The sequence below is a fragment of the Pseudoflavonifractor gallinarum genome (genome assembly GCF_014982855.1).
Taxonomy (GTDB): Bacteria; Bacillota; Clostridia; order Oscillospirales; family Oscillospiraceae; genus Pseudoflavonifractor_A; species Pseudoflavonifractor_A gallinarum.
On record NZ_JADCKF010000014.1, the window covers coordinates 57,432 to 83,172 of the forward strand.

Consider the following 25,741-nt stretch of genomic DNA (forward strand, 5'->3'; position numbering starts at 1 on the left):
AGGTCACCAAGATGGTGCCTGTGCCCAGCCACTCCATCGTGCCGGAGCGGGACGTCGATAAGGCCCCCATCCTGGAGTGCAGCCATCTGGGCATCGATTTCGGCGGACTGACCGCCGTCAATGACTTCAATCTCACAGTGGGCCGGACCGAGATCGCCGGACTCATCGGCCCCAACGGTGCGGGCAAGACCACCGTCTTTAACCTGCTGACCAAGGTGTACCAGCCCACCCGGGGCACCATCCTCATCGATGGCAAGGACACCCACGGCATGAACACCGTCCAGGTCAACCGTGCGGGCATCGCCCGTACCTTTCAGAACATCCGCCTCTTCGACAAGCTGAGCGTGGAGGACAATGTAAAGATCGGCCTGCACAACCAGATCCGCTATCCCATGTGGAGCGGCGTGTTCCGTATGCCGGGCTACTGGAAGAAGGAGAAGCTGGCCCATGAGAGCGCCATGGAGCTGCTCCACCTCTTTGATATGGAGGGACTGGCCAACCACCAGGCGGGCTCCCTGCCTTACGGCGCCCAGCGCCGGCTGGAGATCGTCCGGGCCCTGGCCACCAATCCCAGCCTGCTGCTCCTGGACGAGCCGGCGGCGGGCATGAACCCCTCTGAGACGGCCGACCTGATGGAGAATATCCTCAAGATCCGGGATACCTTCCAGATCGCCATCATGCTTATCGAGCACGATATGAACCTGGTCATGGGCATCTGCGAGGGCATCTGTGTGCTCAACTTCGGGCAGGTCATCGCCAAGGGTACCCCGGAGGAGATCCAGAACAATCCCAGGGTCATTGAGGCCTATCTGGGCAGCCAGAAGAAGGAGGGATGACGCCATGCTGAAGGTAGAGAACATCAATGTCTATTATGGCGCCATCCACGCCATCAAGAATGTGTCCTTTGAGGTCAACGACGGTGAGATCGTCACCCTCATCGGAGCCAACGGCGCAGGCAAGTCCACCACCCTTCAGACGGTGTCCGGCCTGCTCCACTCCCACACCGGCTCCATTGAGTTCATGGGGAAGAGCCTGGCGGGCATTCCGCCCCACAAGGTGGTCTCTTTGGGTCTGGCCCATGTGCCGGAGGGACGCCGGGTATTCCTCCAGATGAGCGTGGAGGAGAACCTGGAGATGGGTGCCTATACCCGTCCCAACAGCGAGATTGCCGACGGGATCGCCGACATCTACCAGCGCTTCCCCCGGCTGAAGGAGCGGCGCAAGCAGGTGGCAGGGACCCTCTCCGGCGGCGAGCAGCAGATGCTGGCCATGGGCCGGGCCATGATGTCCAAGCCCAAGCTCCTCATGCTGGATGAGCCCTCCATGGGCCTGGCCCCCATCCTGGTGGAGCAGATCTTTGACATCATCCAGGAGCTCAACCGGGCGGGCACCACTATCCTGCTGGTGGAGCAGAATGCGCAGATGGCCCTCTCCATTGCCCACCGCGGCTATGTGCTGGAGACCGGAAAGGTAGTCGCCACCGGTACCGGCGAGCAGCTGCTGGAGGATGAGGCGGTTAAGAAGGCGTACCTGGGCGGCTAAAGACAGCGTACTCTTCTTTTATAAAGAAAAACGTGCGGCGAATTGTCTTCTTGACAATTCGCCGCATATTTTCATGGCTCTTTCGGCCAAGTGGGAATGACACATGGGATATGGACGATATCCTAGGGCTAACTAACCAAAAAGAACCCGATCCACCGGCATAAACGGGTGGAGATTTCCACTTTCCCGGCGGAAGAGATTGTGCTATGCTAAAAAACAGAGAGAAGCCAGTCTGGAAGGACGGATGTTCCATGCCCAATTATTTTGCACACCTGCTTTTTGGAGCGAAAATGCTCAAACAGCTGCCGGAAGAGGCTGCCGCGCCCATTCGGGCACAGCGGGAGGCCTTTAATCTGGGGTGCCTGGGACCCGACCCGCTGTTTTTTTACCGACCTGTGCTGCCCAACGCAGCCCGCCGGGAGGGCCTGGAGATGCACCACGAGAGCGCGGCCCCGGTGTTTGCCCGCCTGGCCCGGGCACTGGCGAGCGGCATACCCGAGGCGGAGGGATATGCCGCCGGATTCCTGTGTCATTTTGCGCTGGATGCCGCCTGTCACCCCTATGTGAATGCCCGGGCGGCGGAGGGGACGGTGGCTCACCTGGCAGTGGAGGCCGAGCTGGACCGCAGTCTGATGGAGAACCGGGGACTGCCTGCCCGGGGACAGGTCTATCTTCCCCCCATTCGGGAGGAGGCGGTATTTGCCGCGGCGGAGCGGGCCTATCTGTGGGCGGGAGCCGCCGAGGTGCGCCGAGGCTATGCCGCCATGCGGCGGGACAGCCTTATCTTTGCCCGGGGACATGGGACCCGTCTGGGAGTGACGGCCAACCGGATGGTGGCGCTCCTCCCGGCCTGCCGGAGTCTGGAGGGGGTGATCCTCCCGTCCTCCTATCTGCCGGAGCGGGAGACCTTCTGCCGCGCACTGATCGATATTTTGCAGGGCGAGAGTGAAACCGCCGCGGAGAAGTGGCTGGAATTCCGGCGGTATGTCCGGAATGGGGGGAGGCTCTCCCCCTGGTTCCACCGGGATTTTAACGGTAATTTCAAAGGGGAGGAGCAATCCCCGTCCTAACACGCGGACAACGCCGCAGCACCCTTAAAAGTGATGCGGCGTTGTTTTTTCGATTCAGGTGGGAAGGGAAAGGGGAGGGGGTGAGACCGGCCGGCCGGCGGGAACGGGCGCGTCCTCCTGGAATTCCGTCATGATATTCCAGTAACGCTTTGGCATATGGCTCATGCGGCAGCGGGGATTTTCCCGTCCCTCAATGGAGATCGTCGTATAGAACCGCCGCCAGAGGGCCCGGTAGCCCCGCTCTTCCTCTTTGGCCTCGCCCAGGGTGAACTGCTCCAGGGGCAGGATGGCCCAGCTGCCCTTCTGGTGAAAGAGGGCCTCCCGGTGGGTACGGTCGTAGATGAGGAAATCCTCGTCCGGATACCGGGCGCAGAAGTGGGGGCGCAGAAGGGGGAGCACCCGGTTTTTGGGCTCGATCTCCCCGGCCAGGACGCCGTCCAGATCGGAGAAGCGGAGGAAGCCCTTGAACAGGTGCACCTCGTTGCGCAGGTGGCGCACCGCCTTTTCCAGCGCGGCCACCCGGGGATCGCTCAAATCGTACCCGGCGGCCCGTCCCCGGGCATAGCCGTACCAGATGTAGTTCCACAGCAGCAGCTCCCGTTCCTCCGCGCAGGTGAGGAAGCCCAGGGTGACCAGCTCCCGGGCGGAGGGGGAGATCTTCCGGGCCAGGGAGAGATAGACCTGTCGGGCCTTGGCCGGGTCGCTCTTCACCGGCCGTTCGGGATAGAGGGAGATCCGGGGGTCCTCCGGTGTGGAGAAGGCGGCGGGGGCCTCCTTGTGGCGGTAGCTCTCATAGACACAGGTCAGGAAGCCGGAAAAGCTGCCGTCATAGGTATAGGATACCTGAGTCCAGGACATGACATACACCTCCAGAGATCACGTGACAGGGTCGAAGAGGGAGAGCTGCTCCGGCATGGTCTGGAGCAGCATCGGGCGCTCCTGGGCGGCCAGATGGCCCAGGATCCGGTCGGGCCGCACCCGCAGTCCATCCAGCATCTTTCCCCCGCAGGTGAGGAAATACTGGGCCCGCTTCAGCACCACGCCCAGCCGCTTCAGGCCCTCGAAGGAGAGAGGGCCTGCCCGCCGGGCGGTCAGGATCCGCCGGGCGCTCTTCACGCCCACTCCGGGCACCCGGAGGAGGGCCTCATAGTCGGCGGTGCGGACCTCCACCGGGAAAAAGTCCATGTGCCGCAGGGCCCAGGTACACTTGGGGTCTACTCTGGGGTCCAGGTCGGGATGAGACTCGTCCAGCAGCTCCTCCACCCGGAAGTGATAGAAGCGCAGCAGCCAGTCGGCCTGGTAGAGCCGGTGTTCCCGCAGCAGGGGCGGGCGAAAGCTCTGGGGAGCGGGGAGAAGGCGGCTGTTGGACACAGGCATATAGGCCGAGTAAAAGACCCGCTTGAGCTGATAGCGGTCGTACAGACCCTGGGTGAGGGAGAGGATGTGCCGGTCGCTCTCCGGGGTGGCGCCGATGATCATCTGGGTGGACTGGCCGGCTGGGGCAAACCGGGGCGCACCCCGGTACTGCGTCAGCTCCTGACGGGAGTGGGCGATGGAATCCCGGATCTGGGCCATGGGGGAGAGGATGGCCGTCTTGGCCTTGTCCGGGGCCAAAAGGGCCAGACTCTGCTCAGAGGGAAGCTCGATGTTCACACTCAGCCGGTCGGAGAGCAGGCCCAGCCGGTGGGTGAGCAGAGGGTCGGCCCCCGGAATGGCCTTTGCATGGATATATCCGCCAAAGCCGTACTCCCGCCGCAGCAGGGTAAGGGTCTCGATCATGCGCTCGGTGGTATAGTCCGCATCCCGGAGCACGGCCGAGGAGAGAAAGAGCCCCTCAATGTAGTTGCGCCGGTAAAAGCCTATGGTGAGCTCGCACAGCTCCCGGGGCGTAAAGGAGGCCCGGGGCACGTCGTTGGAGCGGCGGTTCACGCAGTATTGACAGTCGTAGGCGCAGACATTGGTCAGGAGGACCTTGAGCAGGGAGATGCACCGTCCGTCCGCCGAAAAGGAGTGACAGCAGCCCGACGCCATGGTACTGCCCAGCTTCCCCGGGCGGCCGCCCCGGCTTAGCCCGCTGGAGGTGCAGGCGGCGTCATATTTGGCCGCATCGGCCAGGATGGTCAGTTTGTCCATAAGCTCCACAGGAATCCCTCCAAAATAGAACTGATGTACGAACATATTAGCATCGAACAGATGTTTTGTCAATGGAAAAACATGGTGTGCATGGGGGTATGAGGGGTGGATGGAAGGGGGATACTTGGAGGCAGCCTAAAACAAGGAGTGATTACCATGGAATGGACAGACAGTGAGACCAGGCATCATCTGATGCAGGCCTTTTTTATGGAGAGTCAGGCCCACAGCCGCTATGCCTTTGCCGCCTTTCAGGCCGAGCAGGGAGGGCTGGAGGTGGTACGGCGGTGCTTTGCCGCTGCAGCCGCCCAGGAGGAGGTCCATGCCAGGGCCTTTTATCGCCTCCTGGCCCCCTGTGCCGGGCAGATCCTGCCGCTGGAGGGCTGCTGTGCTGTAAGTGGAGGAGGGGGGATTTCGGCTATGCTCCGGGAGGCGGGGCAGAGTGAGCGGGAGGAATTTCAGCGCCCCTATACCCGGTGGGCCGAGGCGGCCCGGAGGGAGGGCTGTCCGGAGGCGGGGGCCCTCTTTGCCGCCGTGGCGGGGGCGGAGGCCCTCCACGGGGAGACCTTTGACCGTCTGGCCCAGGCGCTGGAGGATGGATGCCTCTTTGTGGCAGAGGAACCGGTAGAGTGGGTCTGTTTGGAGTGCGGCCATGTCCTGTGGAGCCGGGGGGCCCCGGCCCGATGTCCCGTGTGTTCCCGGCCCCAGGGATATTTCTGCCGCCGGGAGCACGGACCGTCCGCTGTGGATGGACAACATATCCAAAAAACCGATGCAGAACGGGAGTGTTATGCGTTAAAGTGACAAAGGAAGGGGGCACTTTCCCAAAAACATACCAATAAATACCGAATTATGGAGAAATGGGGGCAAAAAAGAGAAAAAGAGGGGCTTGACAGAGACAATTTCGGGGTGTAAAATACAGCCCAAGAACCAATTGTCGCGGGGTAACCCCGCTGCAAGGATAGAGGCGCGAAACAGCAAGAGTATCCGGTATCCACGGGCAGAGCACCCCGCCGGAGAAAGGGCGTTTCGCCGAAGGGCCGGACCTTTGCCTGGGGGCCGGTAACCTGGGCCGTAGGGAGAAGATCTCACGGACTGCCACATCATCTGTGTGGAGCGCTATCGTTGAGACAAGAGGGCATCATAAGTTTCGCCGTCTGATGCATTTTGTCGCCATGAACGCTTCCACCAGGAAGGTTCGTGGCGTTTTTTCTTATCCGGAAAAGACGCAAAACAAACTGACTGGAGGAACCAAACATGAGAAAGACTGTCACTGCCCTGTCCCTGAGCGCCGCGCTGGCGCTGACCCTGACCGCCTGCGGCGGCACCCCCACCCAGTCCTCTGCACCCCAGGCCTCTGCTCCGGTGAGCGCTGCTGCCGGTTCCGGTGTGGAGGACGGTGTCCTCACCGTGGGTATGGAGTGCGCCTACGCTCCCTATAACTGGACCCAGATGGACGACTCCAACGGCGCCGTGCCCATCAAGAACGTCCCCGGCAGCTATGCCAACGGCTATGACGTGATGATCGCCCAGAAGATCTGCGAGGAGAACGGCTGGGAGCTGGAAGTGGTCTCTACTGCCTGGGACTCCCTGACCCCCTCCCTCCAGAGCGGCACCATCGACGTGGCCATCGCCGGTCAGTCCATGACCGCCGACCGGATGGCCCAGGTGGATATGGCTGGTCCCTACTACTATGCGCAGATCGTGTGCCTGACCACCAAGGACAGCACCTACGCCTCCGCCCAGGGCATTGCCGATCTGGCCGGCGGCAAGGGCACTGCTCAGACCGGCACCATCTGGTATGACACCTGCCTGCCCCAGATCCCCGACGCCCAGATCCAGCCCGCCGCGGAGACTGCCCCCGCCATGGTGATGCAGCTCCAGACCGGCACCGTGGACTTTGTGGTCACCGACCTGCCCACCGCCAACGGCGCCGTGGCCAAGGACGAGAACCTGGTGGTCCTGAACTTCGCCGGCACCGAGGGCGACTTCCAGTTCGCCAGCGAGGAGGAGCGGGCCGAGAACGTCAACATCGGCATGTCCGTGGCCAAGGGCAACACCGAGCTGCTGGACGCGATGAACAGCGTGCTCTCCACCATGACCGAGGATGACTTCAACACCATCATGGACCAGGCCATCGCCGTGCAGCCTGAGGTTTAATATATGGAACGTTTTATGCAGCTGGGCCAGGATGTGGCCCTTTTGCTGGGGGCCTATTGGAAACAGTACCTGAGCGGTCTGGGCAACACCCTCGCCCTGGCCATCATCGCCACGGTGATCGGCTGTGTCATCGGTCTGGCCTGCGGCATTCTCAATACGATTCCGTGCAGTCCCCATGATCCCATGCCCAAGCGGGTGCTGCTGCGGCTGGTGCGCATCCTGGTACGGATATATGTAGAGGTATTCCGGGGTACGCCCATGGTGCTCCAGTCGGTGTTCATCTACTATGGTCTGCCCTATTTCTCCAACAACACCATGCGCTTTGACAACATCTGGAGCGCGGCCATCCTGATCGTGTCCATCAACACGGGCGCCTATATGGCCGAGTCGGTGCGGGGCGGTATCCTCTCCATCGACCCAGGCCAGACCGAGGGCGCCAAGGCCATCGGCATGACCCATGTGCAGACCATGCTCCACGTGATCCTGCCCCAGGCCTTCCGCAATATCCTGCCCCAGATCGGCAACAACTTCATCATCAACATCAAGGACACCTCCGTGATGTTCATCATCGGATTTACCGAGCTCTTTGCCGCCCACCGGTATATTACTGGCGTGAATCTGATGTACTTCCCCTCCGCTGCCATTGAGATGATCGCCTATCTCACCATGACCCTGATTGCCTCCGCCCTGCTGCGGCTGTTGGAGAAGGTCCTGGACGGCTCGGACAACTATGAGCTGGTGCAGACCGACTCCCTCACCATGACGGCGGGCACCTACAATCATCCCGCCAAGGGCAGCCCCTTTGACGAGCGGAGCAAGGAGCAGCGGGAGCGCGTCGAGCAGGAGCTCAAGTTTGGACGGAACAGGGGGGATCGCTGATATGAGTATGGAAGCCATTCTGGAGGTCAAGCACCTCTCCAAGGCCTTTGGAAAGCATCAGGTGCTCCGGGACATCGACTTTACGGTCCGCCCCGGTGACGTGACCAGCATCATCGGCGCCTCCGGCTCGGGTAAGTCCACCCTGCTGCGGTGCATCAATCTGCTGGAGACCCCCAGCGCCGGAGAGATCCTCTTCCACGGAAAGGACATCACCGGACGGGGCGTGAACGCCCCCGCCTACCGGACCAAGGTGGGCATGGTGTTCCAGTCCTTTAACCTTTTCAACAATATGACCGTGCTGGAGAACTGCATGGTGGGCCAGACCAAGGTGCTCAAGAAGAGCCGGGAAGAGGCCAAGGCCAACGCCATGAAGTACCTCAAGAAGGTGGGCATGGATCCCTATGTCCATGCCAAGCCCCGCCAGATTTCCGGCGGCCAGAAGCAGCGTGTGGCCATTGCCCGTGCCCTGGCGATGGAGCCCGAGGTCCTGCTCTTTGACGAGCCCACCTCCGCCCTGGACCCGGAGATGGTGGGCGAGGTGCTCTCGGTCATGCGGGACCTGGCGGATGAGGGTATGACCATGCTGGTGGTCACCCACGAGATGGCCTTTGCCCGGGACGTGAGCAACCATGTGGTGTTCATGGCCGACGGCGTCATCTGCGAGGAGGGAGAGCCTCAGGAGCTCTTTGCCCATCCCAAGCAGGATCGCACCCGGGAATTCCTCTCCCGCTTTATGGCAAAATAAAGAGAAGAACGAGAAGAGACCGTTACAGATTTCTGTAACGGTCTCTCTTTTTTTATGGGATTTTTCGGATCTAAGTACGCTTTACGGAGCCATATATTCGACGAAGCGCATGAGCATCATGGCCACCTGCGCACGCGTGGCCTTGCCCTGAGGGGCCAGTGTGCTGGAGTTCGTACCGGAGATCAGGCCGGCATCGACCGCCCAGGACATGGCGTCGGATGCCCAGACGCTGACATCCTCGCAATCACGGAAGCCGGAGAGGGTGCCCTGGGGGGCAGGGCTGCCTGCATACCGCCAGAGCATTGCGGCCAGCTGCTCCCGGGTGAGGACTGCATCCAGATGGGAGCCATCGGAGATGCCATTTGCAGTGGCCCACTGGGCGCCGGCTTCATACCAGGTCGCTCCCGCGGAGGTATCGATACCCTCCAGACGGGCCAGAACGGTGACGATCATGGCCCGATCCATGGGGGCGTCAGGGGAGAAGGTCTCCTTACCGGTGCCGGAGAAGAGCTCCCGGCTGGAGGCAAAGGCGACTGCGTCAGCCCCCCAATAAGAGGCGTCTACGTCGAGGAAATGCTTGCTGTTCTCTACGATTTTGACGGTATCCCCATTGGTGAGGGCCACAGCTATGCCGGCCTCAGTGGTCAGGCTGCGCTTGATGATTTCCTCCGTGCCGTCGGATTTTACCAGCACAGCAACAGTACCGGCCGTGACATTGGATACCGGGATTTCCACCGGGACAGCGCCATTGCCGGGCAGCTTTACGGTAACGGCAGGGGCCTGCTCCCGGTCGGAGGTCGCGGACAGGGCGGGCATGGGGAGCGGTACAGCTTCCTTCTGGGCCTCCACGGCCTTGGCAGAGAGTGTCACTTCGCTCTTTACCATACCATCCGCATGGACGGATGTAGCGGAGGAGGAACCGTCCGCATGTTTTACGGTGGTGGAGCTGGAGCCGTCCGGCTGAACAATGACCTGAGTCTTGGTTCCGGCAGTGTCGGTGGTTGTGGTGGTGACCTTGCCATCCTTGGTGGTCTCGACCACTTCCTTAGAGCCGTCCGGCTTCTTGGTGGTTTTCGTGACAGTACCGTCGGGGCTGGTCACAGTGGTTGTGGTGGAACCGTCCGGGTTTGTTGTGATCTGAGTTTTGTCGCCGGAGCCACTGGAGGACCCGCCGCCGGAGGGGGGCGTGACCAGCTCACCACGGACCTCCGGATAGAGGAACTGGTCGGCAGAGATCAAGAAGTGATCGATCTGCGCAAGATCTTCCTGTTTTACGGTAAAGCAGTAGGAGCCATCCTCCTGCTTCTTGCCGGAAGCAAGTATATTTTCAAACTCATCCCGAAGGTCCACAAAGGAGATGGCCTCTCCGGGAATGGAGAGGCGCACCGGACGGGAAGTGATGCTTCCGTTTTCTGCGGTACCGGAGTCAAACTGGATGACATCATCCACCTGGAAGGCCGAAGCATCGCCGGCAAACAGGTGGAAGGAAAGGGTGTCCCGCTGAATGGTCTCGGGCGCGTCACTGCCGGTACGAAGATACTCGACCACGGGGGTAATATACTGTGCACCGGAGAAAGGTGCTTCCTGGGTCAAAGCCACCTGGAAGGAGATGGTGTTGCCATCAACGGTGATGTTCTGGGCCTCTAGACCCTCGACGGGAGCATCATAGGCCTTTCCGGCGACAAAGAACTGGATGGAGGAGACTTCGGAAAGTTCTACCGGGTCACCGGAAGTGGCGTTCAGGCGGATGGTCAGGGGCGCGGAGGCCTCTGCACCGGCAGCGGTATCAATGATGGAGAAGGAGGAATTGCTCTCCCAGGACAGTTCAGCCTGGTAGAGCGGATCCTGCCGCAGCTCCACCGGCAGATAGAGGGTGTAGACAAAGGGAAGTGTTTCGGTAAAAGTCTCAAAGTCCATGGCAGTCACCGCATAGGTGAGACAAAGATCTCCCTGCTCCCGCAGAGCGCTGCCATAGGTGCGGTTTTCAAAGGTAAAGGTTGCCTGGTCAGGAATCGGATACCCGTCGTCATCGGTCTGAAAATCGACACTCACACCCTCCACTGCCTGGTCCATCTCGGCCTCTATGGCGGGGGAGATGCTCCAATCGGAGGGCTCCCGGTAGAGTGCGTCGATGCCGGTGACAGCGGGCACCGTGAGGGTTACATCACCGCCTGAAGGCTGAGCCTGGACCACTGCCGGCTCCCAGTCTGGAAGGGACTGGTTGTTGGCCTCAATGCGGCAGGCATCCCCTGCCATGATTCCGTCCAGATAGGAGGAGATGGCGGTGAGATCGGTGATGTGATTGGCGTTGAGCTTGATATAGTTTAGGTTTTGCAGCCCGGCAAGGGCGGCCATATCCTCGTTCACCAGATCATTGCTCTCGATGCTGATATACTCCAGGGCAGTCATACCGGCCAGAGCATCGATGGGAAGGTGAGCCGCGCCTCGGTTGGCGTAGTGGAGATCAAACCAGTTTATCTGATCCAGCGTGGAGAGGGGCGTAATGTCGTAGATGAGGTTGTTGTACAGATTCAGATGCTCCAGACCCGTGAGTCCGCTGAGGGGCGCAAGATCGGTGATGTTATTTCGGTCCAGCTCCAGATAGGTCAGGTTCTCCAGCCCGGCCAGGGGGGACAGATCGGTAATGGAGTTTTCACTCAGATCCAGGCTCTTCAGGTTGACGGCGTATTGCATTCCCTCCAGGCTGTGGATACCGTGACTGGGGTTGAGAGAGACAGGGTCTTGTTCCAGGTAATCCAAATTGTCGGAGCAGAGGCCCTTCATGTCAAAGAGTGCATCGTCTTCTGCGGCGTCGATTTCAGCGGCGTCGCTGCCCACCAATTGTTTCATATCTTCCGCAGAAATGGGGGCGTCGTCCGCGCGGGGCGCCTCCTCGGTACTCAGGGTCTGGTTGATGACGGCCCGAAGCACAGGGTCCGGTACCACATCACTGAGCGCATCTGCTTCCGCGGCGGCGGCCGGTGCGGCTAGTCCCAAAATCAGAGCCGTACAAGTAACAATAGGAACGATTTTTTTATAAGATGTATCCACAGTCCTGCCTCCATTTCGTAGATTGGTTCTGGAAACCTATTATAAGCGTTTGGAAGTATGACGGTCAATTAAGGAACAGCTTGTTTTATAAATACAATAATTCACGTTTTTGCTATTACTATTTTGAATAAAGTGACCTCTGGAGCTATGAGTAGAAAGCGCTGGATCGGTAAAATAGACTATAAAAAAGCACCCCCTGTGTAGGTAAAAACTACATCAGGGGGTGCTTGTATTTTGCAGGACTGCAATTCACCGGAAGGGGCGATTTGAGGGTCAAAAGGAGGCGGAATCCAGTGCCCGGTCATAGGCCTCTTTGACCTCCGGATGGAAGCATACAAAACAGACCTCTTCCAGAGAGGAGGGGTGTTCTTCCAGAAAAGCGTGCACGGTTTTCACCGCGATGGCGGCCGCCCGCTCCAGCGGGAAGCGGTAGACGCCGGTGGAGATGGAGGGGAAGGCCACCGTACGGCAGCCATGGGCAACCGCCAGGGCCAGGGAATTGCGATAGCTGGCCGCCAGCAGGGCATCCTCTCCGTTGGTTCCACCCTTCCAGATGGGACCGGGGGTGTGGATGACATAGGAGGCGGGGAGGCGGTATCCACGGGTGATCTTGGCCTCACCGGTCTCACAGCCGCCCAGTGTACGGCATTCCGCCAGAAGCTCTGGGCCGGCCGCGGCATGGATGGCTCCGTCCACGCCGCCGCCCCCCAGAAGGGTGCGGTTGGCGGCGTTGACAATGGCGTCTGCCTTTACCTTTGTGATGTCGCCCAGGCGGGTGGTGATACGTGCCACCGAAATCACTCCTCTCCGTCCGATTCCTCGGAGGCGTCCGACTGGGGAGCCGGAACTTCGGCCGATTTGCGGGGCTTTGCTCCGGTCACCTCGGGCAGCAGATCGGGACCTGCGTCCACGCCGCTGGAGGAGCTGTCCGCGGGGGGAGGCAGGGGATCCTCTCCGGTAAAGACCATCTCAAAGGTCTTGGCGTCCATGTTCTCATACTCCAGCAGATACTGGGCGGTGCGGTCCAGCTCGCTGCGGTGGGCCGACAGGATCTCCTCACAGCGGGCATAGGCCGCGTCGATGAGGGCCTTGACCTCCGAATCGATGAGGGCGGCCACTTCCTCCGAGTAGTTCTTGGTCTGGGCCATGGAGCGGCCGATAAAGACCTCATCGTGGCCCGAGTCAAAGACCACGTTGCCCAGCTTCTCACTCATACCGTAACGGGTGACCATGTTGCGGGCAATGGCGGTGGCCTTCTGAAGGTCGTTGCCGGCGCCGGTGGAAATGTCACCCAGGGCCAGCTGCTCGGCGCAGCGTCCGCCCAGGCACACGGCGATCCGCTCAGCCAGGGTCTGCCGGGAGAGGAAGGACACATCCTCCTGGGGCAGGGAGATGGTCATGCCGCCGGCCATGCCACGGGGGATAATGGTGATCTGGTGGACGGGGTCCTGGGTCTCCAGCTCGTGGATGACGATGGCGTGACCGGCCTCGTGATAGGCGGTGAGGTTGCGCTCCCGCTCAATGACCACGCGGCTCTTCTTCTCCGGACCGGCCACCACCTTGATGACAGCCTCCCGCAGGTCCCGCATGGCGATGAACCGCTCATGCCGCCGGGCGGCCAGAAGAGCGGCCTCGTTCATCAGGTTCTCCAGGTCTGCACCGGTAAAGCCGCCGGTGCCCTTGGCCAGCTCACTCAGATCCACATCCTCGGCCAGAGGCTTGTTGCGGGCGTGGACCTTGAGAATCTCCTCCCGGCCCTTGGCGTCGGGCGGGCCCACATAGATCTGCCGGTCAAAGCGGCCGGGACGCAGAAGGGCGGGGTCCAGGATGTCCTGGCGGTTGGTGGCGGCCAGGACCACCACGCCCTCGTTGGAGCCGAAGCCGTCCATCTCCACCAGAAGCTGGTTGAGGGTCTGCTCCCGCTCATCGTGTCCGCCGCCCAGACCCGCGCCGCGCTGGCGGCCCACCGCGTCGATCTCGTCGATAAAGACGATGGCGGGGGCGTTCTTTTTGGCTTGGTCAAAGAGGTCACGGACCCGGCTGGCGCCCACGCCCACATAGAGCTCCACAAAGTCAGAGCCCGAGATGGACAGGAAGTGGACCCCGGCCTCACCGGCCACGGCCTTGGCCAGCAGGGTCTTACCGGTGCCCGGAGGGCCCACCAGCAGCACGCCCTTGGGGATACGGGCACCCAGGCTCAAAAAGCGCTTGGGGTCCCGCAGGAACTCCACGATCTCCTGGAGCTCTCCCTTTTCCTCCTTGGCACCGGCCACATCGGAAAAGGTGACGGGCTTGGTCTGGTCGTCGTTGGTACGGGTGCGGGCCCGGCCAAAGCGGGCGGTGCGGTCGGCCCCGCCGCCCCCGCCGGCGCTGTTCTGGCGGAGGAACATCACATACCAGAGGATACCGAATACCGCGAAGATGGCCACCCAGGAGAATACGTCAAACCACCAGGGCTTCTGGAAGGCGCCGGTATAGTTGTAGGTCAGCAGTCCGGCCTCGTGCTGGCTGACCAGCATATCGTTGAATTCCTCATAGAAGGTGTCAAAGCTGGGCAGGTTGTGGGTGATCACACTGCGGCCATACTCAGACGGATCCTTCAGCGTCAGGATGAGCTTATTGCCCTGCACGTCCACCGACGAGACCTTCTGCTGGACCAGCAGCTGCCGGATGTCGCCATAGGTCAGCTCGGGCTGGCTGTTCACGCCCTGAAGGGTGAAGATGCTCATCAGCAGGATGGCGACCACCAGCAGGGAAAAGCCAATGTCGCGCAGACTTCCTCTCTTATTCAAAAAACGGACACTCCCCCCGGCGTACCCCCGCGGGGGAACGCGCTCTTAGACTGTGGCCCGGCCCCACGCTGTGCCGCGCGGGGCCGGAAAAAGGACTTATTCGCCCCCGTAGACACGGGGCTTCAGAATGCCGATGTAGGGCAGGTTGCGGTACTTCTCATCGTAGTCCAAGCCGTAACCCACCACGAACTCGTCGGGAATGGTAAAGCCGGAGTACTGCACCGCCACGGGCTTGGTGCGCCGCTCGGGCTTATCCAGCAGGGTGCACAGGCGGATGGAGGCGGGATGACGGGCCTCCAGCAGCTTGAGGAGGTAGGACAGGGTGTTGCCGCTGTCCAGGATGTCCTCCACCACGATGACATCCTTACCCTCGATCTGCTCGGACAGGTCCTTGACGATCTTGACCTGGCCGGAGCTGGTGGTGCCGCTGCCGTAGGAGGAGACCGCCATAAAGTCCACCGTGCAGGGCAGGGTGATGCGGCGGACCAGATCCGCCATGAAGACGAAGGAGCCCCGCAGCACGCTGACCAGCAGGGGCTGCTTACCGGCGTAATCCCGGTCGATCTGGGCGGCGATCTCCGCCACCCGGGCCTGAAGCTGTTCTTCCGTAAAGAGCACGCGATCAATATCTTGTTCCAGCATATTTAGCATCCTTTCTCTCTATACCGTTTTGTGAGGTGTGGAGGGGAGATAAAATGAGATTTCATAGGCCGCTTCGCCCGGCTGGGCCAGACGGGTGACCTCGGGGCCAAAGCCCGCAAGGGCCACTACCCCGCTCTCGTCGGCCAGGACGGGGAGGCGGTCCCGGTCCCGCCGGGGGAATTTATGGTCGATGAGCAGCTTTTTGATGGTTTTTGTGTCCCGGCCGGGGAGGCGGATCTCGTCTCCGGTCTGGCGGGGACGGAGTACCGGCGTCCCCTGGAATGCGGCGACGTAATATACGCCGGGCGGACTCTGGGCCGGACAGACCGTCCGGCGGCACCGGCAGGCCCACAGGGCCCCCGCCGGACAGGTCTCTCCCTCCAGCGTCAGAGGCGCGGGAGTCAAGGCCTGGGGAGGCTGACGGGTGGTGAACAAAAGCTCCCGGTAGACCCGCTGGGCCATTTTTCCCCCGGGCAGAAAGACCACCGCGGAGGGGTCCTCTCCCCGGGCCAGCTCCACCACCGCGCTGAGGTGGGCGGCGGTACAGTCGTCGTTCCCATCCCCCAGCATGCCGAGGAGCCACCGCACCGCGCGGGGGGCGATGGCATCGGGGGCCTGGGCAATGTGGCGTGCCTCGATGACCAGATCATCCTCCGCCCAGCGGGCATTCTGGGCCACCTGGGCGGCCTGGGCCGTGAGAAAGTCATGGTCTGCCCGGAGGGAGCGCAGAGTCTGTCCCATGCGCTGGGAGAACTGGGGGTTAATCTGGTGCAGGAGAGGGAGGACCTCATGGCGGATGCGGTTGCGGGTAAAGGTGATATCCTGGTTGGAGCTGTCCTCCACATAGGGGAGGTTCTCCTGGCGCAGGTATTCCACAATTTCAGCCCGCCCTGTGGACAACAGGGGACGAATCAGGGAACCCCGCCGGGGCGCCATCCCGGACAGGCCCTGAAGCCCAGCCCCCCGGATGAGATGGAGCAGGGCGGTCTCCACATTGTCGTCGGCGTTGTGGGCCGTGGCAATGAGCGAGCAGTCCAGGGTACGGGCAGTCTCCTCCAGGAAAGCATAGCGCATTTCCCGGGCGGTCTCCTCCAGACCGGCGCGGCGGCGGCGGGCCTCTTCGGCCACATCGCCCCGCCCCAGGGTGAGGGGAATCTGCCACTCCCGGCAGAGGTTTTCCACAAAAGAGGCGTCCCGTGTGGACTCTTCGCCCCGGAGCTGGTGGTCATAGTGGGCGGCAAAGAGGGAGAAGCCCAGCTCCTCCGCCTGCCGTCGGAGCAGGTGGAGCAGGCACACGGAGTCGGCGCCGCCCGATACGGCGCACAGAATGCGTCCCCCCGGGGGGAGCATGGCGTATTCGCGGGTGAGGGCGGCAAAGCCGCCGGGCAGTTGAGAAGCTGTCATAGGGTCTAATACTCCTGATGCCGCCGGTCGATGGAGGAGAAGGTGGTATACTCGGGAAGCCACTGGAGTTCCACCGTCTTGGTCTCACCGTGGCGGTTCTTGGCAATGATACACTCGGCCAGATTGTGGTTTTCGCTGTCCTCGTTGTAGTAGTCGTCCCGGTAGAGGAACATGACGATATCGGCGTCCTGCTCGATGGCGCCCGACTCACGCAGGTCGGAGAGCATGGGGCGCTTGTCGGAGCGGCTCTCCGGTCCGCGGGAGAGCTGGGAGAGGCAGACCACCGGCACATTGAGCTCCTTGGCCATGATCTTCAGGGCACGGGAGATGTCGGAGACGATCTGCTGGCGGTTGTCGCCCGAGCGGGTGGAGCCGCCGGCGGAGGTCATAAGCTGGAGATAGTCTATGACCACCAGACCCAGATTATCCACCCGGCGGCACTTGGCATTCATGTCGGCCACGCTGAGGGAGGGGTTGTCGTCAATGAGGATCTGAGTCTTGTTGAGGGCGGCGGAGGCCGCGGCAATGCGGCTCCAGTCCTCCTCACCCAGGCGGCCGGTGACCAGCTTCTTGTTGTCCACAAAGGACTCGCCCGAAATGAGACGCATGGCCAGCTGCTCCCGGCTCATTTCCAGGGAGAAAAAGACCACGGTCTTACCGGAGAACTTGCCCGCGTGGAGGAGCATATTCAGCGCGAAGGAGGTCTTGCCCATGCCGGGACGGGCGGCCAGAAGGATGAGGTCAGACTTGTTCAGGCCGGAGATGGCCATATCTACATCGGGCAGGCCGGTGGAGAGGCCAGGGACCGCCGAGTCGTTGGCGGCCAGCTCGGCCAGGCGCTCATAGACGTTCAGGATGACGCTGGAGATGTGCTCCAGCCCCTGGGCGGAGCGGCCCTGCCGGATGGCATAGATGCGCTGCTCCGCGGCCTCCAGCACCTCCTGGGCGGTGCCGGTCCCCTCCTGCACCATGGCGGTGAGGGCGCCCGCCGTCTCCGCGATGCGCCGCAGGAGGGATTTGTCCTTGACGATGGAGACATACTCCCGGACGTTGGCCGCCGTGGGCGTGATCTCCATGAGCTGGAGGATATAATTGCGGGAGGTGTTCTCGTCGTAGACGCCGTTCTGCTTCATGTGATCCAGTACGGTGACCGGATCGATGGTCAGAGAGAAATTGAACATGGAGTAGATGGTCTCATAGATCTCCCGGTTCTGCCGGAGATAGAAGTCCTCGCTCTTGAGGGACTCGATCACCTCGGGCACGCAGCGGGCATCAATGAGCATGGAGCCCAGCACAGACTGCTCGGCCTCCACCGAGTGGGGCATCTGCCGGACCAGAAGGGTCTCATCCATGTGCGTCACCTCCTCTGGAATGAAACCTCTGGAATCAGGCCTCGGTCACCATGACCTTCAGGGTGCCCACCACTTCATAGCCCAGCTTGCACTTGAGGTCGTAGCCGCCGAAGGCCTTGATGGGCTCGTCCTGGACGATCTTGGCCTTGGGGATGGAGATGCCGAACTGCTCGCTGAGGGCGTCGGAGATCTCCTTGGAGGTCACCGCGCCGAAGAGGCGGCCGCCGTTGCCGGCCTTGGCCTTGATCTGGACGGTAATCTCCTTGAGGCGCTGGGCAGTGGCCTCGGCCTCAGCCTTCTCAGCGGCCTCCTGGGCGCGCTTGGCCTTCTCCTGCTGCTTCATGGTGTTGATGTTCTCGGCGGTGGCGGGCACAGCCAGCTTTTTGGGAAGGAGGAAGTTGCGGGCGTAGCCGTCGCTGGCCTCGATCATCTGGCCCTTCTTGCCCTGGCCCTTCACATCCTGCTGCAAAATCACTTTCATGGATATCGTTCCTTTCTATTCAATCGTGGGAATCAAGCATTAAAATGGGTTCCGCGCGGGGGGAAATCCCCCGTATCAGACTTCCTCCTCAAAATACTGATCGATGGCGGTGAGGAGTTTGCGGGTCATATCGTCGATCTCGCCGGGGATCTGACCGCCGGCGGCGCTGGCATTTCCGCCGCCCCCCAGCTTTTCCAGAATGAGCTGCACATTGGTATCCCCCATGGAGCGGCCCGAGATGATGACCCGGTCGCCGTCCGGGAAGAGGACGAAGGAGGCGTCGATGCCCGAGATGTTGAGCAGCTCATCGGCGGCCTGGGCCGCGGTGACCCGGCCCACCGTGTGGTCCACCACTGCCACGGCGATGCCGTCCCGGTAGAGGCGGGCGTTGCGGATGATGTCATACCGGGCAATGGTGCCCTCCAGATCGTTCTGGAAGAGCTTGCGGACGTCGCCGGTATCGGCGCCGGCCCGGCGGAGGAAGGAGGCCGCCTCAAAGGTGCGGCTGCCGGTGCGCATGGTGAACTGTTTGGTGTCCAGCACGATGCCGGAGAGAAGTGCCTCCGCCTCGGTGCGCAGCAGGTCGGCCGGCTCCAGCAGGTACTGCAGAAGCTCGGTGACCAGCTCACTGGCCGAAGAGGCATAGGGCTCGTGGAAGTTGAGGGCCGCATCGGCGATATAGGTGGCGGCCCGGCGGTGGTGGTCGATGACCGCCACCTTGTTGCAGGAGAGGAGCAGATCCTCCGAGAGGGTCTGTTCCGGGCGGTTGGTGTCCACCACCACCAGAAGGGAGCGGGAATCGGCCTTGATCATCGCGTCCTGCGGGGAGAGGAAGACGTCCTTATACTCCGGCAGGGCGGAGAGACGGGCCACCATGTCGCTGGCCGGGTTGGGGTTGGGGTCTTTGATGAAATAGACGGGCGTGCCCTTCTTGCGGGCAATGGCACACACGCCGGCCGCGGCGCCGATGCAGTCGAAGTCGGGGAACTTGTGCCCCATGACAAAGACGTGGGAGGCGTCGGCGATCAGCTCGCCCAGCGCGCTGGACATGACCCGGCTCTTGACCTTGGTACGCCGCTCCAGCTCCTTGGCGTGGCCGCCGAAAAATTCGAAGTTGAACTTGTTCTTGATGACCACCTGGTCGCCGCCCCGGGAGAGGGCCATTTCCACCGAGAGGGCGGCGTACTGGAAGAGCTCCTGGAAGGTATCGGCGTCCCGGCCGATGCCGATGGAGAGGGTGGCCGGCATGCCCTTGGGGTTGAGCACGCCCCGCACCGCCTCCAGTACCGCGAATTTCCCCTCCCGCAGGGGGGCGAGGAACCGCTCCTCAAAGAGGAAGAGATACCGGTCCCGGTCATACTTGCACAGCAGACCGCCGGTGGGCTTGCACCAGGCGCTGATGTGCTCGTCGATGGCGTTGACCACCGAGGACTTCTCGTTGTCGCTGATGCCCTTCATCAGCTCCTCATAGTTGTCCACCGTGAGGATGGCGCAGACCGGGCGGGAGCCGTAAAATTCTTCCCGCACGGCGGAGTAGTCACTCACATCCACCCAGTAGGTGGTGGCCAGAAAGCTGTGGGCCCCCTTCTCGTCGGTACGCACCAGGTGGCCGAAGACCAGGAAGCGGCGATCGGCCAGCTCCACCTCCATGGGGCATTCCGTCTTTCCCTCCATCAGCCAGCGGGAGGAAAAACCGGGCACCACCGAGGAGAGCTTGGTGTCAAAGAGATGCTCCCGCTCCCCGGTGAGCTGAAGAAAGCGGTCGTTGGACCAGATCACCTCATCACTCTCCGGGCGGAAAATGACCATGGGGAGGGGGGCGTTGATCATGGTGTCCTTGGTGGCCACATCGATGTTGCAGGTGATGTTGTCGATATACTTGAGGATCTCTTTCTGCCGCTGGGCATTGCTCCGGCGGAAATAGACGTAGAGCAGGATGATCACAACGCCCTCTGCGCCGCCCAGCCAGGGGCTGAGGAAGGCGGAGGCGATGGCAAACAGCACCAGACAGACAAAATAGAGCTGAAAACCGGGCTCCAGTAACCGGGACAGCTTCTTTTTCCGCATAGAAAAACGCCCTTTCCGCCGCACGTGCGGCCAGTTTCAAAGGAGATTGCATACCCCGGAGGGGGCGGCGGGACATGGTCCTGCCGGACAGAAAGCCACAAGCCTTGAACGCACCGGCGTTCAAGGCCCGATGAATCAATCGCTTTTTTCAAAGAAATGATACCATATTCGGGGACTCTTTTGGGCGGATACGGCCCATTCGCTTGATCGCCGTCCGGGTCCGGCAGGCCGGCTGCCGGAAAAAGAAACGGCTTTGCGGCTATTATAACATAAGTCAAATGGCGGGAAAAGCCTATTTTCTGTCAATCTTTCTCTTGCAGGGTGAAGATGAGACTGCTATAATGCTAATAATTCAGATAATTAAATCGCTAAATTGTCAGCCGCCCCCGGGGATCTTGCCGCGAGGACGGAAGGCCAGTCCAAAAAAAGGCAGGAGGTTATCCATATGAACGAATTCCCCATTGAGCGCGCCAAGCAGCTGAAACCCAAGCCCGACCCCAAGACACTGGTTTTCGGGCACAATTTTACGGACTATATGTTCCTGATGAACTATGATGCCGGGCAGGGCTGGCATGACGGCCGGATCGTGCCCTATGGTCCTCTCCAGCTGGACCCCTCCACTATGGTGTTCCACTATGCCCAGGAGGTCTTTGAGGGCATGAAGGCCTACCGCCGGCCCGACGGCGGCGTGCAGCTCTTCCGTCCCATGGACAATGTGCGCCGGCTCAACGACTCCTGTGAGCGTCTGTGCATCCCCGCCCTGCCGGAGGACGTGGCGCTGGACGCCATCAAGGCGCTGGTAAAGGTGGAGGAAGACTGGGTTCCCAGCGAGCCGGGCACCTCCCTGTATATCCGTCCCTTTATTATCGCGACCGACGCCAGCCTGGGCGTCCACGCCAGCCACAGCTACCTCTTCTGCGTGATCTGCTGCCCGGTGGGCGCCTACTACAAGGAGGGCATCAACCCGGTGCGCATCTATGTGGAGAACGAGGATGTGCGGGCCGTCCGGGGCGGCACCGGCTATACCAAGTGCGGCGGCAACTACGCCGCCTCCATCCGCGCCGGCGAGCGGGCCGAGGGACAGGGCTATGCCCAGGTGCTCTGGCTGGACGGTGTGGAGCGCAAGTACATCGAGGAAGTGGGCTCCATGAACGTCATGTTCAAGGTGGACGGCAAGGTCATCACCCCCAAGCTCACCGGCTCCGTGCTGCCCGGCATCACCCGCCGCTCCTGTCTGGAGCTGATGCGTCACTGGGGCATGGATGTGGAGGAGCGGCTCATCACCGCCCAGGAGCTCTTTGACGCGGCCAAGGCCGGTAAGCTGGAGGAGGCCTGGGGCACCGGTACGGCCGCCGTGGTCTCCCCGGTGGGCGAGATGGGCTGGAACGACGAGCACGCCGTCATCAACGGCGGCGCCATCGGTGCCCTGACCCAGAAGCTCTACGATACCCTCACCGGCATCCAGTGGGGTACCCTGGAAGATCCCTATGGCTGGACGGTTCGCGTCTGATGTGATATAATCGTAAAACTGCACGGAGGGGACGGACCCGCGGCGGGCCCGCCCCCTCTGTTTTTGCTGCCCGGACTTCCGGGCAGTCTTTGCGTTGTGGAGGACGCATGACCGTGCAGGACCTAGAGAGATAGAGAGATAAAGAGAGGAACGACACACAATGGAGATCACACTGGATGGAAGCCGCTTTGACTATCGCACCTGCTATCAGGAGGAGCCCGGCCTGCGGGAGAGCTTCAACGCCCTGGCAGGCAAGGTGTTCGGACTGGATTTTGAGCCCTGGCACCGGGCCGGCTACTGGACCGACCGCTACCGGCCCAACTCCCTGGTCTACGAGGGCCGGGTGGTGGCCAACGTATCGGTGAGTCCCATGGACCTGCGGTGCATGGGCAAGGAGCTGCACTACATTCAGATCGGTACCGTCATGTGTGACCCGGAATTCCGGGGCCGGGGCCTGATCCATTTTCTCATGGCCCGGGTGCTCACCGACTGGGCGGGGAAATGCCATGGCATCTATCTCTTTGCCAACCGGGACACCCAGGAGTTCTACCCCCGCTTTGGCTTTGAGAAGGTGCGGGAGTTCCGCCACACCGCCCAGGTCCAGGCCCTGCCCGGACGGAGCCAGGTGCGCCGGCTTATCCCGGAGCTCTCCCAGGACAAGTCCCTGATCCTCTCCCACTATCAGAAGGGCAATCCCCACGCCCTGCTCAGCTGGGAGCACAACCCGGGTCTGCTCTTCTTCCACTGCGGCGGTGTGATGCGGGAGCACATCTACTATGTGGGCAGCCACGACACCGTGGCGGTGGTGGAGTACGATGGGGAGACCATGTACTGCCACGATCTCTTCGGCGGCAGCGACCGTGATCTGGGGGGGATCCTCTCCGCCCTGGCCCGGCCCGAGACCGAGAAGGCGGTGCTGGGCTTTACCCCCCGGGCCGGAGCATCCTGCTCGGTCCGCCCTCTGATGGACCGGGACAGCACCCTCTTCATGCTGGGGAACGGGAAGGAGCTGCTCAAGCGCTATTCCTGCCGCTTCCCTCTGCTCTCTCACACCTGATCCGGCCGGATGAAACGAAAGGCGGCCCGGAGGACAGTCGTCCTCCGGGCCGCCGGTTTTGTGTTCGGGCTTCAGTCCATGAGCAGGTGAAGCAGAGGTTCAAACTGCACCCCGTCCAGAATGGGCGTGCCCAGTTCCAGAGTGGCCGCGGCGCAGGTCTGGACAAAGGAGACGGCCCGCTCCATACTCTGGGGGAGAGGGGCGCCTTTGAGCAGGCTCCCCAGCAGCACGCTGGCAAAGAGGTCACCGGTGCCAGGGAAATGGGCGGGTTCCTGCCGGGTTTGGGAGAAGGAGACGCGGCCGGTCTCCCGGTCCCAGCAGCCCGCCCCCACCTCACCGTCGGAGAGACTCACCCCCGTGATGACTACCGAGCGCCGCCCGCCCAGAGAGAGCCGCTCCAGCCAGGCGGCCATCCCGGCTTCGCCGGAGGGGACAGCCTCATAGGGCTCCTCCAGAAGCAGGGCCGCCTCAGTCAGATTGGGCGTGATGATGTCAGCCTGCTCGGCCAGGGCCCCCATCCGCTGGCACAGGGCGGGGGTATAGGTGCTGTACGGCTTGCCGTGATCTCCCATGACCGGGTCTACCAGCACCAGAGTATTGGGACGGCGGAAGCGGGCGATAAAAGCCCGGAGCACATCGATCTGGCGTTCCGAACCCAGGAACCCGCTGTAAATGGCCTCAAAGGAGGCCCCCAGCTGAGCCCAGTGGTCACTGCACCGGGTCATCTCGTCGGTCAGGTCGAGAAAGACGGCGCGGTCCGAGGAGGGATAGGCGGTATGGGCGGAGAGATAGGCAGTGAGCAGGGTCTCACACCGGTTTCCCATGGCGGCAAGTACCGGTAGGGCGATGGTGGCCGAGCACCGGCCAAATCCCGACAGATCCTGGATCACAGCCACTTCGGGCGCGCGCTTCATAGCGGTCACTCCTTACAGATGGGATATCAATACGCGCGGATGCGGATAAACTTCTGGATGTATTCCCATTATAGCTGGATCTTTGTAAATTTTCAATTGACAAATGGAGAAAAGCATGATAATATATACAAGAATGACCGATGCGCGGGTATGGTGGAATTGGCAGACACGCCAGATTTAGGTTCTGGTGGGCGACCGTGCAGGTTCAAGTCCTGTTACCCGCACCAGAGAGGTTCTGGTTGCAGGGCCTTTCATTTGCCTCTGTAGCTCAGTTGGTAGAGCAGGGGACTGAAAATCCCCGTGTCGCTGGTTCGATTCCGGCCGGAGGCACCAGGTCGGAGCAAGCGAAAGCTTGCTCCGACTTTTTTTGTTCTATCCGCCTTGGTCATGTGCCGCCGGGGCGGCCGCTCTTGACAAACGAGCGGGAAATATGCTACCCTTTCAGCAGCGCGGAGGGTATGACATTCGCTGGAAATGTTATGCTGGATAAGGCTACAGACTGAGACGTCTGTTCCTTATCCAGCTTTTTTATTGCAAAGGAGCGGGAAGCCATGAGAAAGACAAGAGATCTGACGGAAGGAAGAGTGCTCACATCCTTGATCCGCTTTGCCATGCCGGTCTTTGCGGCGCTGTTTTTGCAGTCGCTGTACGGCGGAGTGGACCTGCTGGTGGTGGGACAGTTTTCCCATACGGCGGATGTGTCAGGCGTCTCCACCGGCAGTGTGCTGATGCAGACGGTGGCCATGGTGGTCACCGGGCTGACCATGGGAATCACCATCTTTGTGGGGCAGAAGATCGGAGAGGGGCGGCGCGAGGAGGCGGGCCGGGCCATCGGAACGGGTATTCTGCTCTTTACGGCGCTGGGGATTCTCCTTACGGGACTTCTGGTCGGCGGGGCCGGAACACTGGCCCGCCTGCTCCACGCGCCCGAGGAGGCCTATGAGCAGACCTGCGCCTACATCCGCATCTGCGGCATGGGGGGCGTCTTTATTGTGCTTTACAACCTGCTGGGGGCGGTCTTTCGGGGGATCGGAGACTCCAAGACCCCTCTGGTGACCGTGTGCATCGCCTGCGTGTGCAACATCCTGGGAGATCTCTTCTTTGTGGCGGTGCTCCACATGGGGGCACGGGGGGCCGCGCTGGCCACGGTGCTCTCCCAGGCCATCAGCGTGGTGCTGTCGCTGGTCCTGGTACGGGGGCGGCCCCTTCCGTTCCAGTTTCGGCCCAGCTATCTGCGCCTGGACGGGTTTTATCTGCGCCGGGAGCTGGCACTGGGGGCTCCCATCGCCCTTCAGGAGTTCCTGGTGGGGATCTCCTTCATCGTCATCCAGACGGTGGTCAACGCCATCGATGTAACGGCCTCGGCAGGGGTGGGCGTGGCGGAAAAGGTGTGCGGGTTCATTATGCTGGTGCCCTCCTCCTATGCCCAGTCCATGTCGGCCTTTGTGGCGCAGAACATGGGGGCGGGAAAGGCGGCCCGTGCCCGGGCTGCCCTGGGGTATGGTATCGCCACGGCCCTGGGCGTGGCGGTGGTCATCGCGTCCTTTTCCTTTTTCCGGGGAGATCTGCTGGCGGGGATCTTCTCCCGGGACCCGGAGGTTATCGCCCAGGCCCACGATTATCTGAGGGCCTACGCCATCGACACCCTGCTCACCTCGATCCTCTTTTGCTGCGTGGGGTACTTCAACGGCTGTGGACACACCTTCTTTGTGATGGTGCAGGGGATCGTGGGGGCCGTGCTGGTGCGCATCCCGGTGGTCTATCTGGTGAGTATGCGCCCCCACCCCACGCTGTTTCAGATCGGTCTGGCCACTCCGTGCGCCACGGTGGTGCAGATCACCCTCTGTCTGCTCTTCCTGCTATGGCACCGGAAGAGCAGAAGTGCCCGGGAGCTGCCCGTATAAAAACCGGCCGTCCGGCGGGAAACTCCCGCCGGACGGCCGGT

Annotated in this window: 21 protein-coding genes, 2 tRNA genes and 1 riboswitch; of the genes, 12 read left to right on the forward strand and 11 right to left on the reverse strand. The window is 61.8% G+C overall.

Features of this window, described 5'->3' with window-relative positions; all coding sequences use genetic code 11:
- The first annotated feature begins 11 nt into the window (after positions 1–11).
- The 3 genes from INF37_RS13850 (at position 12) to INF37_RS13860 (ending at position 2,612) form a co-directional block, all read left to right on the forward strand.
- A complete protein-coding gene (locus INF37_RS13850) occupies positions 12–836 on the forward strand; it encodes an ABC transporter ATP-binding protein (RefSeq protein WP_390453520.1) in 825 nt (274 codons plus the stop codon).
- A gap of 4 nt (positions 837–840) precedes the next feature.
- Positions 841–1,542 (forward strand): ABC transporter ATP-binding protein, encoded by a 702-nt coding sequence (locus tag INF37_RS13855; protein ID WP_101690986.1) that lies wholly within the window; start codon positions 841–843, stop codon positions 1,540–1,542.
- Between the two features lie 251 nt (positions 1,543–1,793).
- On the forward strand, positions 1,794–2,612 hold the full coding sequence (locus INF37_RS13860) for a zinc dependent phospholipase C family protein (RefSeq protein WP_193538924.1): 819 nt from the start codon (positions 1,794–1,796) through the stop codon (positions 2,610–2,612).
- A gap of 54 nt (positions 2,613–2,666) precedes the next feature.
- Here the strand turns inward: INF37_RS13860 and INF37_RS13865 are convergent, their stop codons facing one another.
- Positions 2,667–3,470: a TIGR03915 family putative DNA repair protein gene (locus INF37_RS13865; protein WP_193538926.1), complete on the reverse strand. Its 804-nt coding sequence runs from the start codon at positions 3,468–3,470 to the stop codon at positions 2,667–2,669.
- Between the two features lie 18 nt (positions 3,471–3,488).
- Positions 3,489–4,754: a putative DNA modification/repair radical SAM protein gene (locus INF37_RS13870; protein ID WP_193538928.1), complete on the reverse strand. Its 1,266-nt coding sequence runs from the start codon at positions 4,752–4,754 to the stop codon at positions 3,489–3,491.
- A 147-nt stretch (positions 4,755–4,901) separates the two neighbouring features.
- On the opposite strand from INF37_RS13870, the gene INF37_RS13875 reads away from it, so the two are divergent.
- The 4 genes from INF37_RS13875 to INF37_RS13890 all read left to right on the forward strand — a co-directional run bounded on the left by INF37_RS13875 (position 4,902) and on the right by INF37_RS13890 (position 8,526).
- Complete coding sequence (locus INF37_RS13875) at positions 4,902–5,546, forward strand: rubrerythrin family protein (protein ID WP_193538930.1); 645 nt, start codon at positions 4,902–4,904, stop codon at positions 5,544–5,546.
- A gap of 150 nt (positions 5,547–5,696) precedes the next feature.
- Positions 5,697–5,872: riboswitch (Lysine riboswitch) on the forward strand.
- Between the two features lie 127 nt (positions 5,873–5,999).
- The gene (locus tag INF37_RS13880) at positions 6,000–6,902 is read left to right on the forward strand and encodes a transporter substrate-binding domain-containing protein (RefSeq protein ID WP_186964013.1); all 903 of its coding nucleotides are present in this window, start codon (positions 6,000–6,002) and stop codon (positions 6,900–6,902) included.
- A gap of 3 nt (positions 6,903–6,905) precedes the next feature.
- Positions 6,906–7,781 (forward strand): amino acid ABC transporter permease, encoded by an 876-nt coding sequence (locus tag INF37_RS13885; RefSeq protein WP_193538932.1) that lies wholly within the window; start codon positions 6,906–6,908, stop codon positions 7,779–7,781.
- 7 nt (positions 7,782–7,788) lie between these two features.
- Entirely contained in the window at positions 7,789–8,526 is a 738-nt protein-coding gene (locus tag INF37_RS13890) for an amino acid ABC transporter ATP-binding protein (protein ID WP_180956683.1), read from the forward strand.
- Between the two features lie 81 nt (positions 8,527–8,607).
- Here the strand turns inward: INF37_RS13890 and INF37_RS13895 are convergent, their stop codons facing one another.
- From INF37_RS13895 to INF37_RS13930, 8 genes are all read right to left on the reverse strand, one after another.
- Positions 8,608–11,577, reverse strand: coding sequence for an S-layer homology domain-containing protein (locus tag INF37_RS13895; protein ID WP_193538934.1), 2,970 nt, complete (start codon positions 11,575–11,577; stop codon positions 8,608–8,610).
- A 273-nt stretch (positions 11,578–11,850) separates the two neighbouring features.
- A complete protein-coding gene (locus INF37_RS13900) occupies positions 11,851–12,369 on the reverse strand; it encodes an O-acetyl-ADP-ribose deacetylase (protein ID WP_101690995.1) in 519 nt (172 codons plus the stop codon).
- Positions 12,370–12,374: 5 nt separating this feature from the next.
- Positions 12,375–14,369, reverse strand: coding sequence for an ATP-dependent zinc metalloprotease FtsH (gene ftsH, locus INF37_RS13905; RefSeq protein ID WP_207730504.1), 1,995 nt, complete (start codon positions 14,367–14,369; stop codon positions 12,375–12,377).
- A 96-nt stretch (positions 14,370–14,465) separates the two neighbouring features.
- Positions 14,466–15,011 (reverse strand): hypoxanthine phosphoribosyltransferase, encoded by a 546-nt coding sequence (gene hpt, locus INF37_RS13910; RefSeq protein WP_180956676.1) that lies wholly within the window; start codon positions 15,009–15,011, stop codon positions 14,466–14,468.
- Positions 15,012–15,029: 18 nt separating this feature from the next.
- Positions 15,030–16,415: a tRNA lysidine(34) synthetase TilS gene (gene tilS / locus INF37_RS13915; protein WP_193538937.1), complete on the reverse strand. Its 1,386-nt coding sequence runs from the start codon at positions 16,413–16,415 to the stop codon at positions 15,030–15,032.
- A gap of 5 nt (positions 16,416–16,420) precedes the next feature.
- The gene (dnaB, locus tag INF37_RS13920; RefSeq protein WP_101690998.1) at positions 16,421–17,767 is read right to left on the reverse strand and encodes a replicative DNA helicase; all 1,347 of its coding nucleotides are present in this window, start codon (positions 17,765–17,767) and stop codon (positions 16,421–16,423) included.
- 34 nt (positions 17,768–17,801) lie between these two features.
- The gene (gene rplI, locus INF37_RS13925; protein WP_101690999.1) at positions 17,802–18,248 is read right to left on the reverse strand and encodes a 50S ribosomal protein L9; all 447 of its coding nucleotides are present in this window, start codon (positions 18,246–18,248) and stop codon (positions 17,802–17,804) included.
- A 75-nt stretch (positions 18,249–18,323) separates the two neighbouring features.
- The gene (locus INF37_RS13930) at positions 18,324–20,315 is read right to left on the reverse strand and encodes a DHH family phosphoesterase (RefSeq protein WP_186964010.1); all 1,992 of its coding nucleotides are present in this window, start codon (positions 20,313–20,315) and stop codon (positions 18,324–18,326) included.
- A gap of 445 nt (positions 20,316–20,760) precedes the next feature.
- Between INF37_RS13930 and INF37_RS13935 the strand changes: the two genes are divergently transcribed.
- Together INF37_RS13935 and INF37_RS13940 are read left to right on the forward strand one after the other, a co-directional pair.
- Positions 20,761–21,825 (forward strand): branched-chain amino acid aminotransferase, encoded by a 1,065-nt coding sequence (locus tag INF37_RS13935; protein ID WP_101691001.1) that lies wholly within the window; start codon positions 20,761–20,763, stop codon positions 21,823–21,825.
- Between the two features lie 160 nt (positions 21,826–21,985).
- On the forward strand, positions 21,986–22,882 hold the full coding sequence (locus INF37_RS13940) for a GNAT family N-acetyltransferase (protein WP_193538939.1): 897 nt from the start codon (positions 21,986–21,988) through the stop codon (positions 22,880–22,882).
- A gap of 71 nt (positions 22,883–22,953) precedes the next feature.
- On the opposite strand, the gene INF37_RS13945 is transcribed toward INF37_RS13940, so the two are convergent.
- Positions 22,954–23,796 (reverse strand): pyridoxamine kinase, encoded by an 843-nt coding sequence (locus INF37_RS13945; protein WP_193538941.1) that lies wholly within the window; start codon positions 23,794–23,796, stop codon positions 22,954–22,956.
- Between the two features lie 144 nt (positions 23,797–23,940).
- Between INF37_RS13945 and INF37_RS13950 the strand changes: the two genes are divergently transcribed.
- The 3 genes from INF37_RS13950 to INF37_RS13960 all read left to right on the forward strand — a co-directional run bounded on the left by INF37_RS13950 (position 23,941) and on the right by INF37_RS13960 (position 25,700).
- Positions 23,941–24,023 (forward strand) — tRNA-Leu (locus INF37_RS13950).
- A gap of 30 nt (positions 24,024–24,053) precedes the next feature.
- Positions 24,054–24,129 (forward strand) — tRNA-Phe (locus tag INF37_RS13955).
- 218 nt (positions 24,130–24,347) lie between these two features.
- Positions 24,348–25,700, forward strand: a complete 1,353-nt coding sequence (locus tag INF37_RS13960) for an MATE family efflux transporter (RefSeq protein ID WP_193538943.1) — start codon at positions 24,348–24,350, stop codon at positions 25,698–25,700.
- Positions 25,701–25,741: the final 41 nt, after the last annotated feature.

Bases quoted from the DNA above. Each gene is read 5' to 3' on its own strand.
- INF37_RS13850 (WP_390453520.1), top strand. From the start codon at position 12: ATGGTGCCTGTGCCCAGCCACTCCATCGTGCCGGAGCGGGACGTCGAT.
- INF37_RS13855 (WP_101690986.1), top strand. From the start codon at position 841: ATGCTGAAGGTAGAGAACATCAATGTCTATTATGGCGCCATCCACGCC.
- INF37_RS13860 (WP_193538924.1), top strand. From the start codon at position 1,794: ATGCCCAATTATTTTGCACACCTGCTTTTTGGAGCGAAAATGCTCAAA.
- INF37_RS13865 (WP_193538926.1), bottom strand. From the start codon at position 3,470: ATGTCCTGGACTCAGGTATCCTATACCTATGACGGCAGCTTTTCCGGC.
- INF37_RS13875 (WP_193538930.1), top strand. From the start codon at position 4,902: ATGGAATGGACAGACAGTGAGACCAGGCATCATCTGATGCAGGCCTTT.
- INF37_RS13880 (WP_186964013.1), top strand. From the start codon at position 6,000: ATGAGAAAGACTGTCACTGCCCTGTCCCTGAGCGCCGCGCTGGCGCTG.
- INF37_RS13885 (WP_193538932.1), top strand. From the start codon at position 6,906: ATGGAACGTTTTATGCAGCTGGGCCAGGATGTGGCCCTTTTGCTGGGG.
- INF37_RS13890 (WP_180956683.1), top strand. From the start codon at position 7,789: ATGGAAGCCATTCTGGAGGTCAAGCACCTCTCCAAGGCCTTTGGAAAG.
- hpt (WP_180956676.1), bottom strand. From the start codon at position 15,011: ATGCTGGAACAAGATATTGATCGCGTGCTCTTTACGGAAGAACAGCTT.
- tilS (WP_193538937.1), bottom strand. From the start codon at position 16,415: ATGACAGCTTCTCAACTGCCCGGCGGCTTTGCCGCCCTCACCCGCGAA.
- dnaB (WP_101690998.1), bottom strand. From the start codon at position 17,767: ATGGATGAGACCCTTCTGGTCCGGCAGATGCCCCACTCGGTGGAGGCC.
- rplI (WP_101690999.1), bottom strand. From the start codon at position 18,248: ATGAAAGTGATTTTGCAGCAGGATGTGAAGGGCCAGGGCAAGAAGGGC.
- INF37_RS13930 (WP_186964010.1), bottom strand. From the start codon at position 20,315: ATGCGGAAAAAGAAGCTGTCCCGGTTACTGGAGCCCGGTTTTCAGCTC.
- INF37_RS13935 (WP_101691001.1), top strand. From the start codon at position 20,761: ATGAACGAATTCCCCATTGAGCGCGCCAAGCAGCTGAAACCCAAGCCC.
- INF37_RS13940 (WP_193538939.1), top strand. From the start codon at position 21,986: ATGGAGATCACACTGGATGGAAGCCGCTTTGACTATCGCACCTGCTAT.
- INF37_RS13945 (WP_193538941.1), bottom strand. From the start codon at position 23,796: ATGAAGCGCGCGCCCGAAGTGGCTGTGATCCAGGATCTGTCGGGATTT.
- INF37_RS13960 (WP_193538943.1), top strand. From the start codon at position 24,348: ATGAGAAAGACAAGAGATCTGACGGAAGGAAGAGTGCTCACATCCTTG.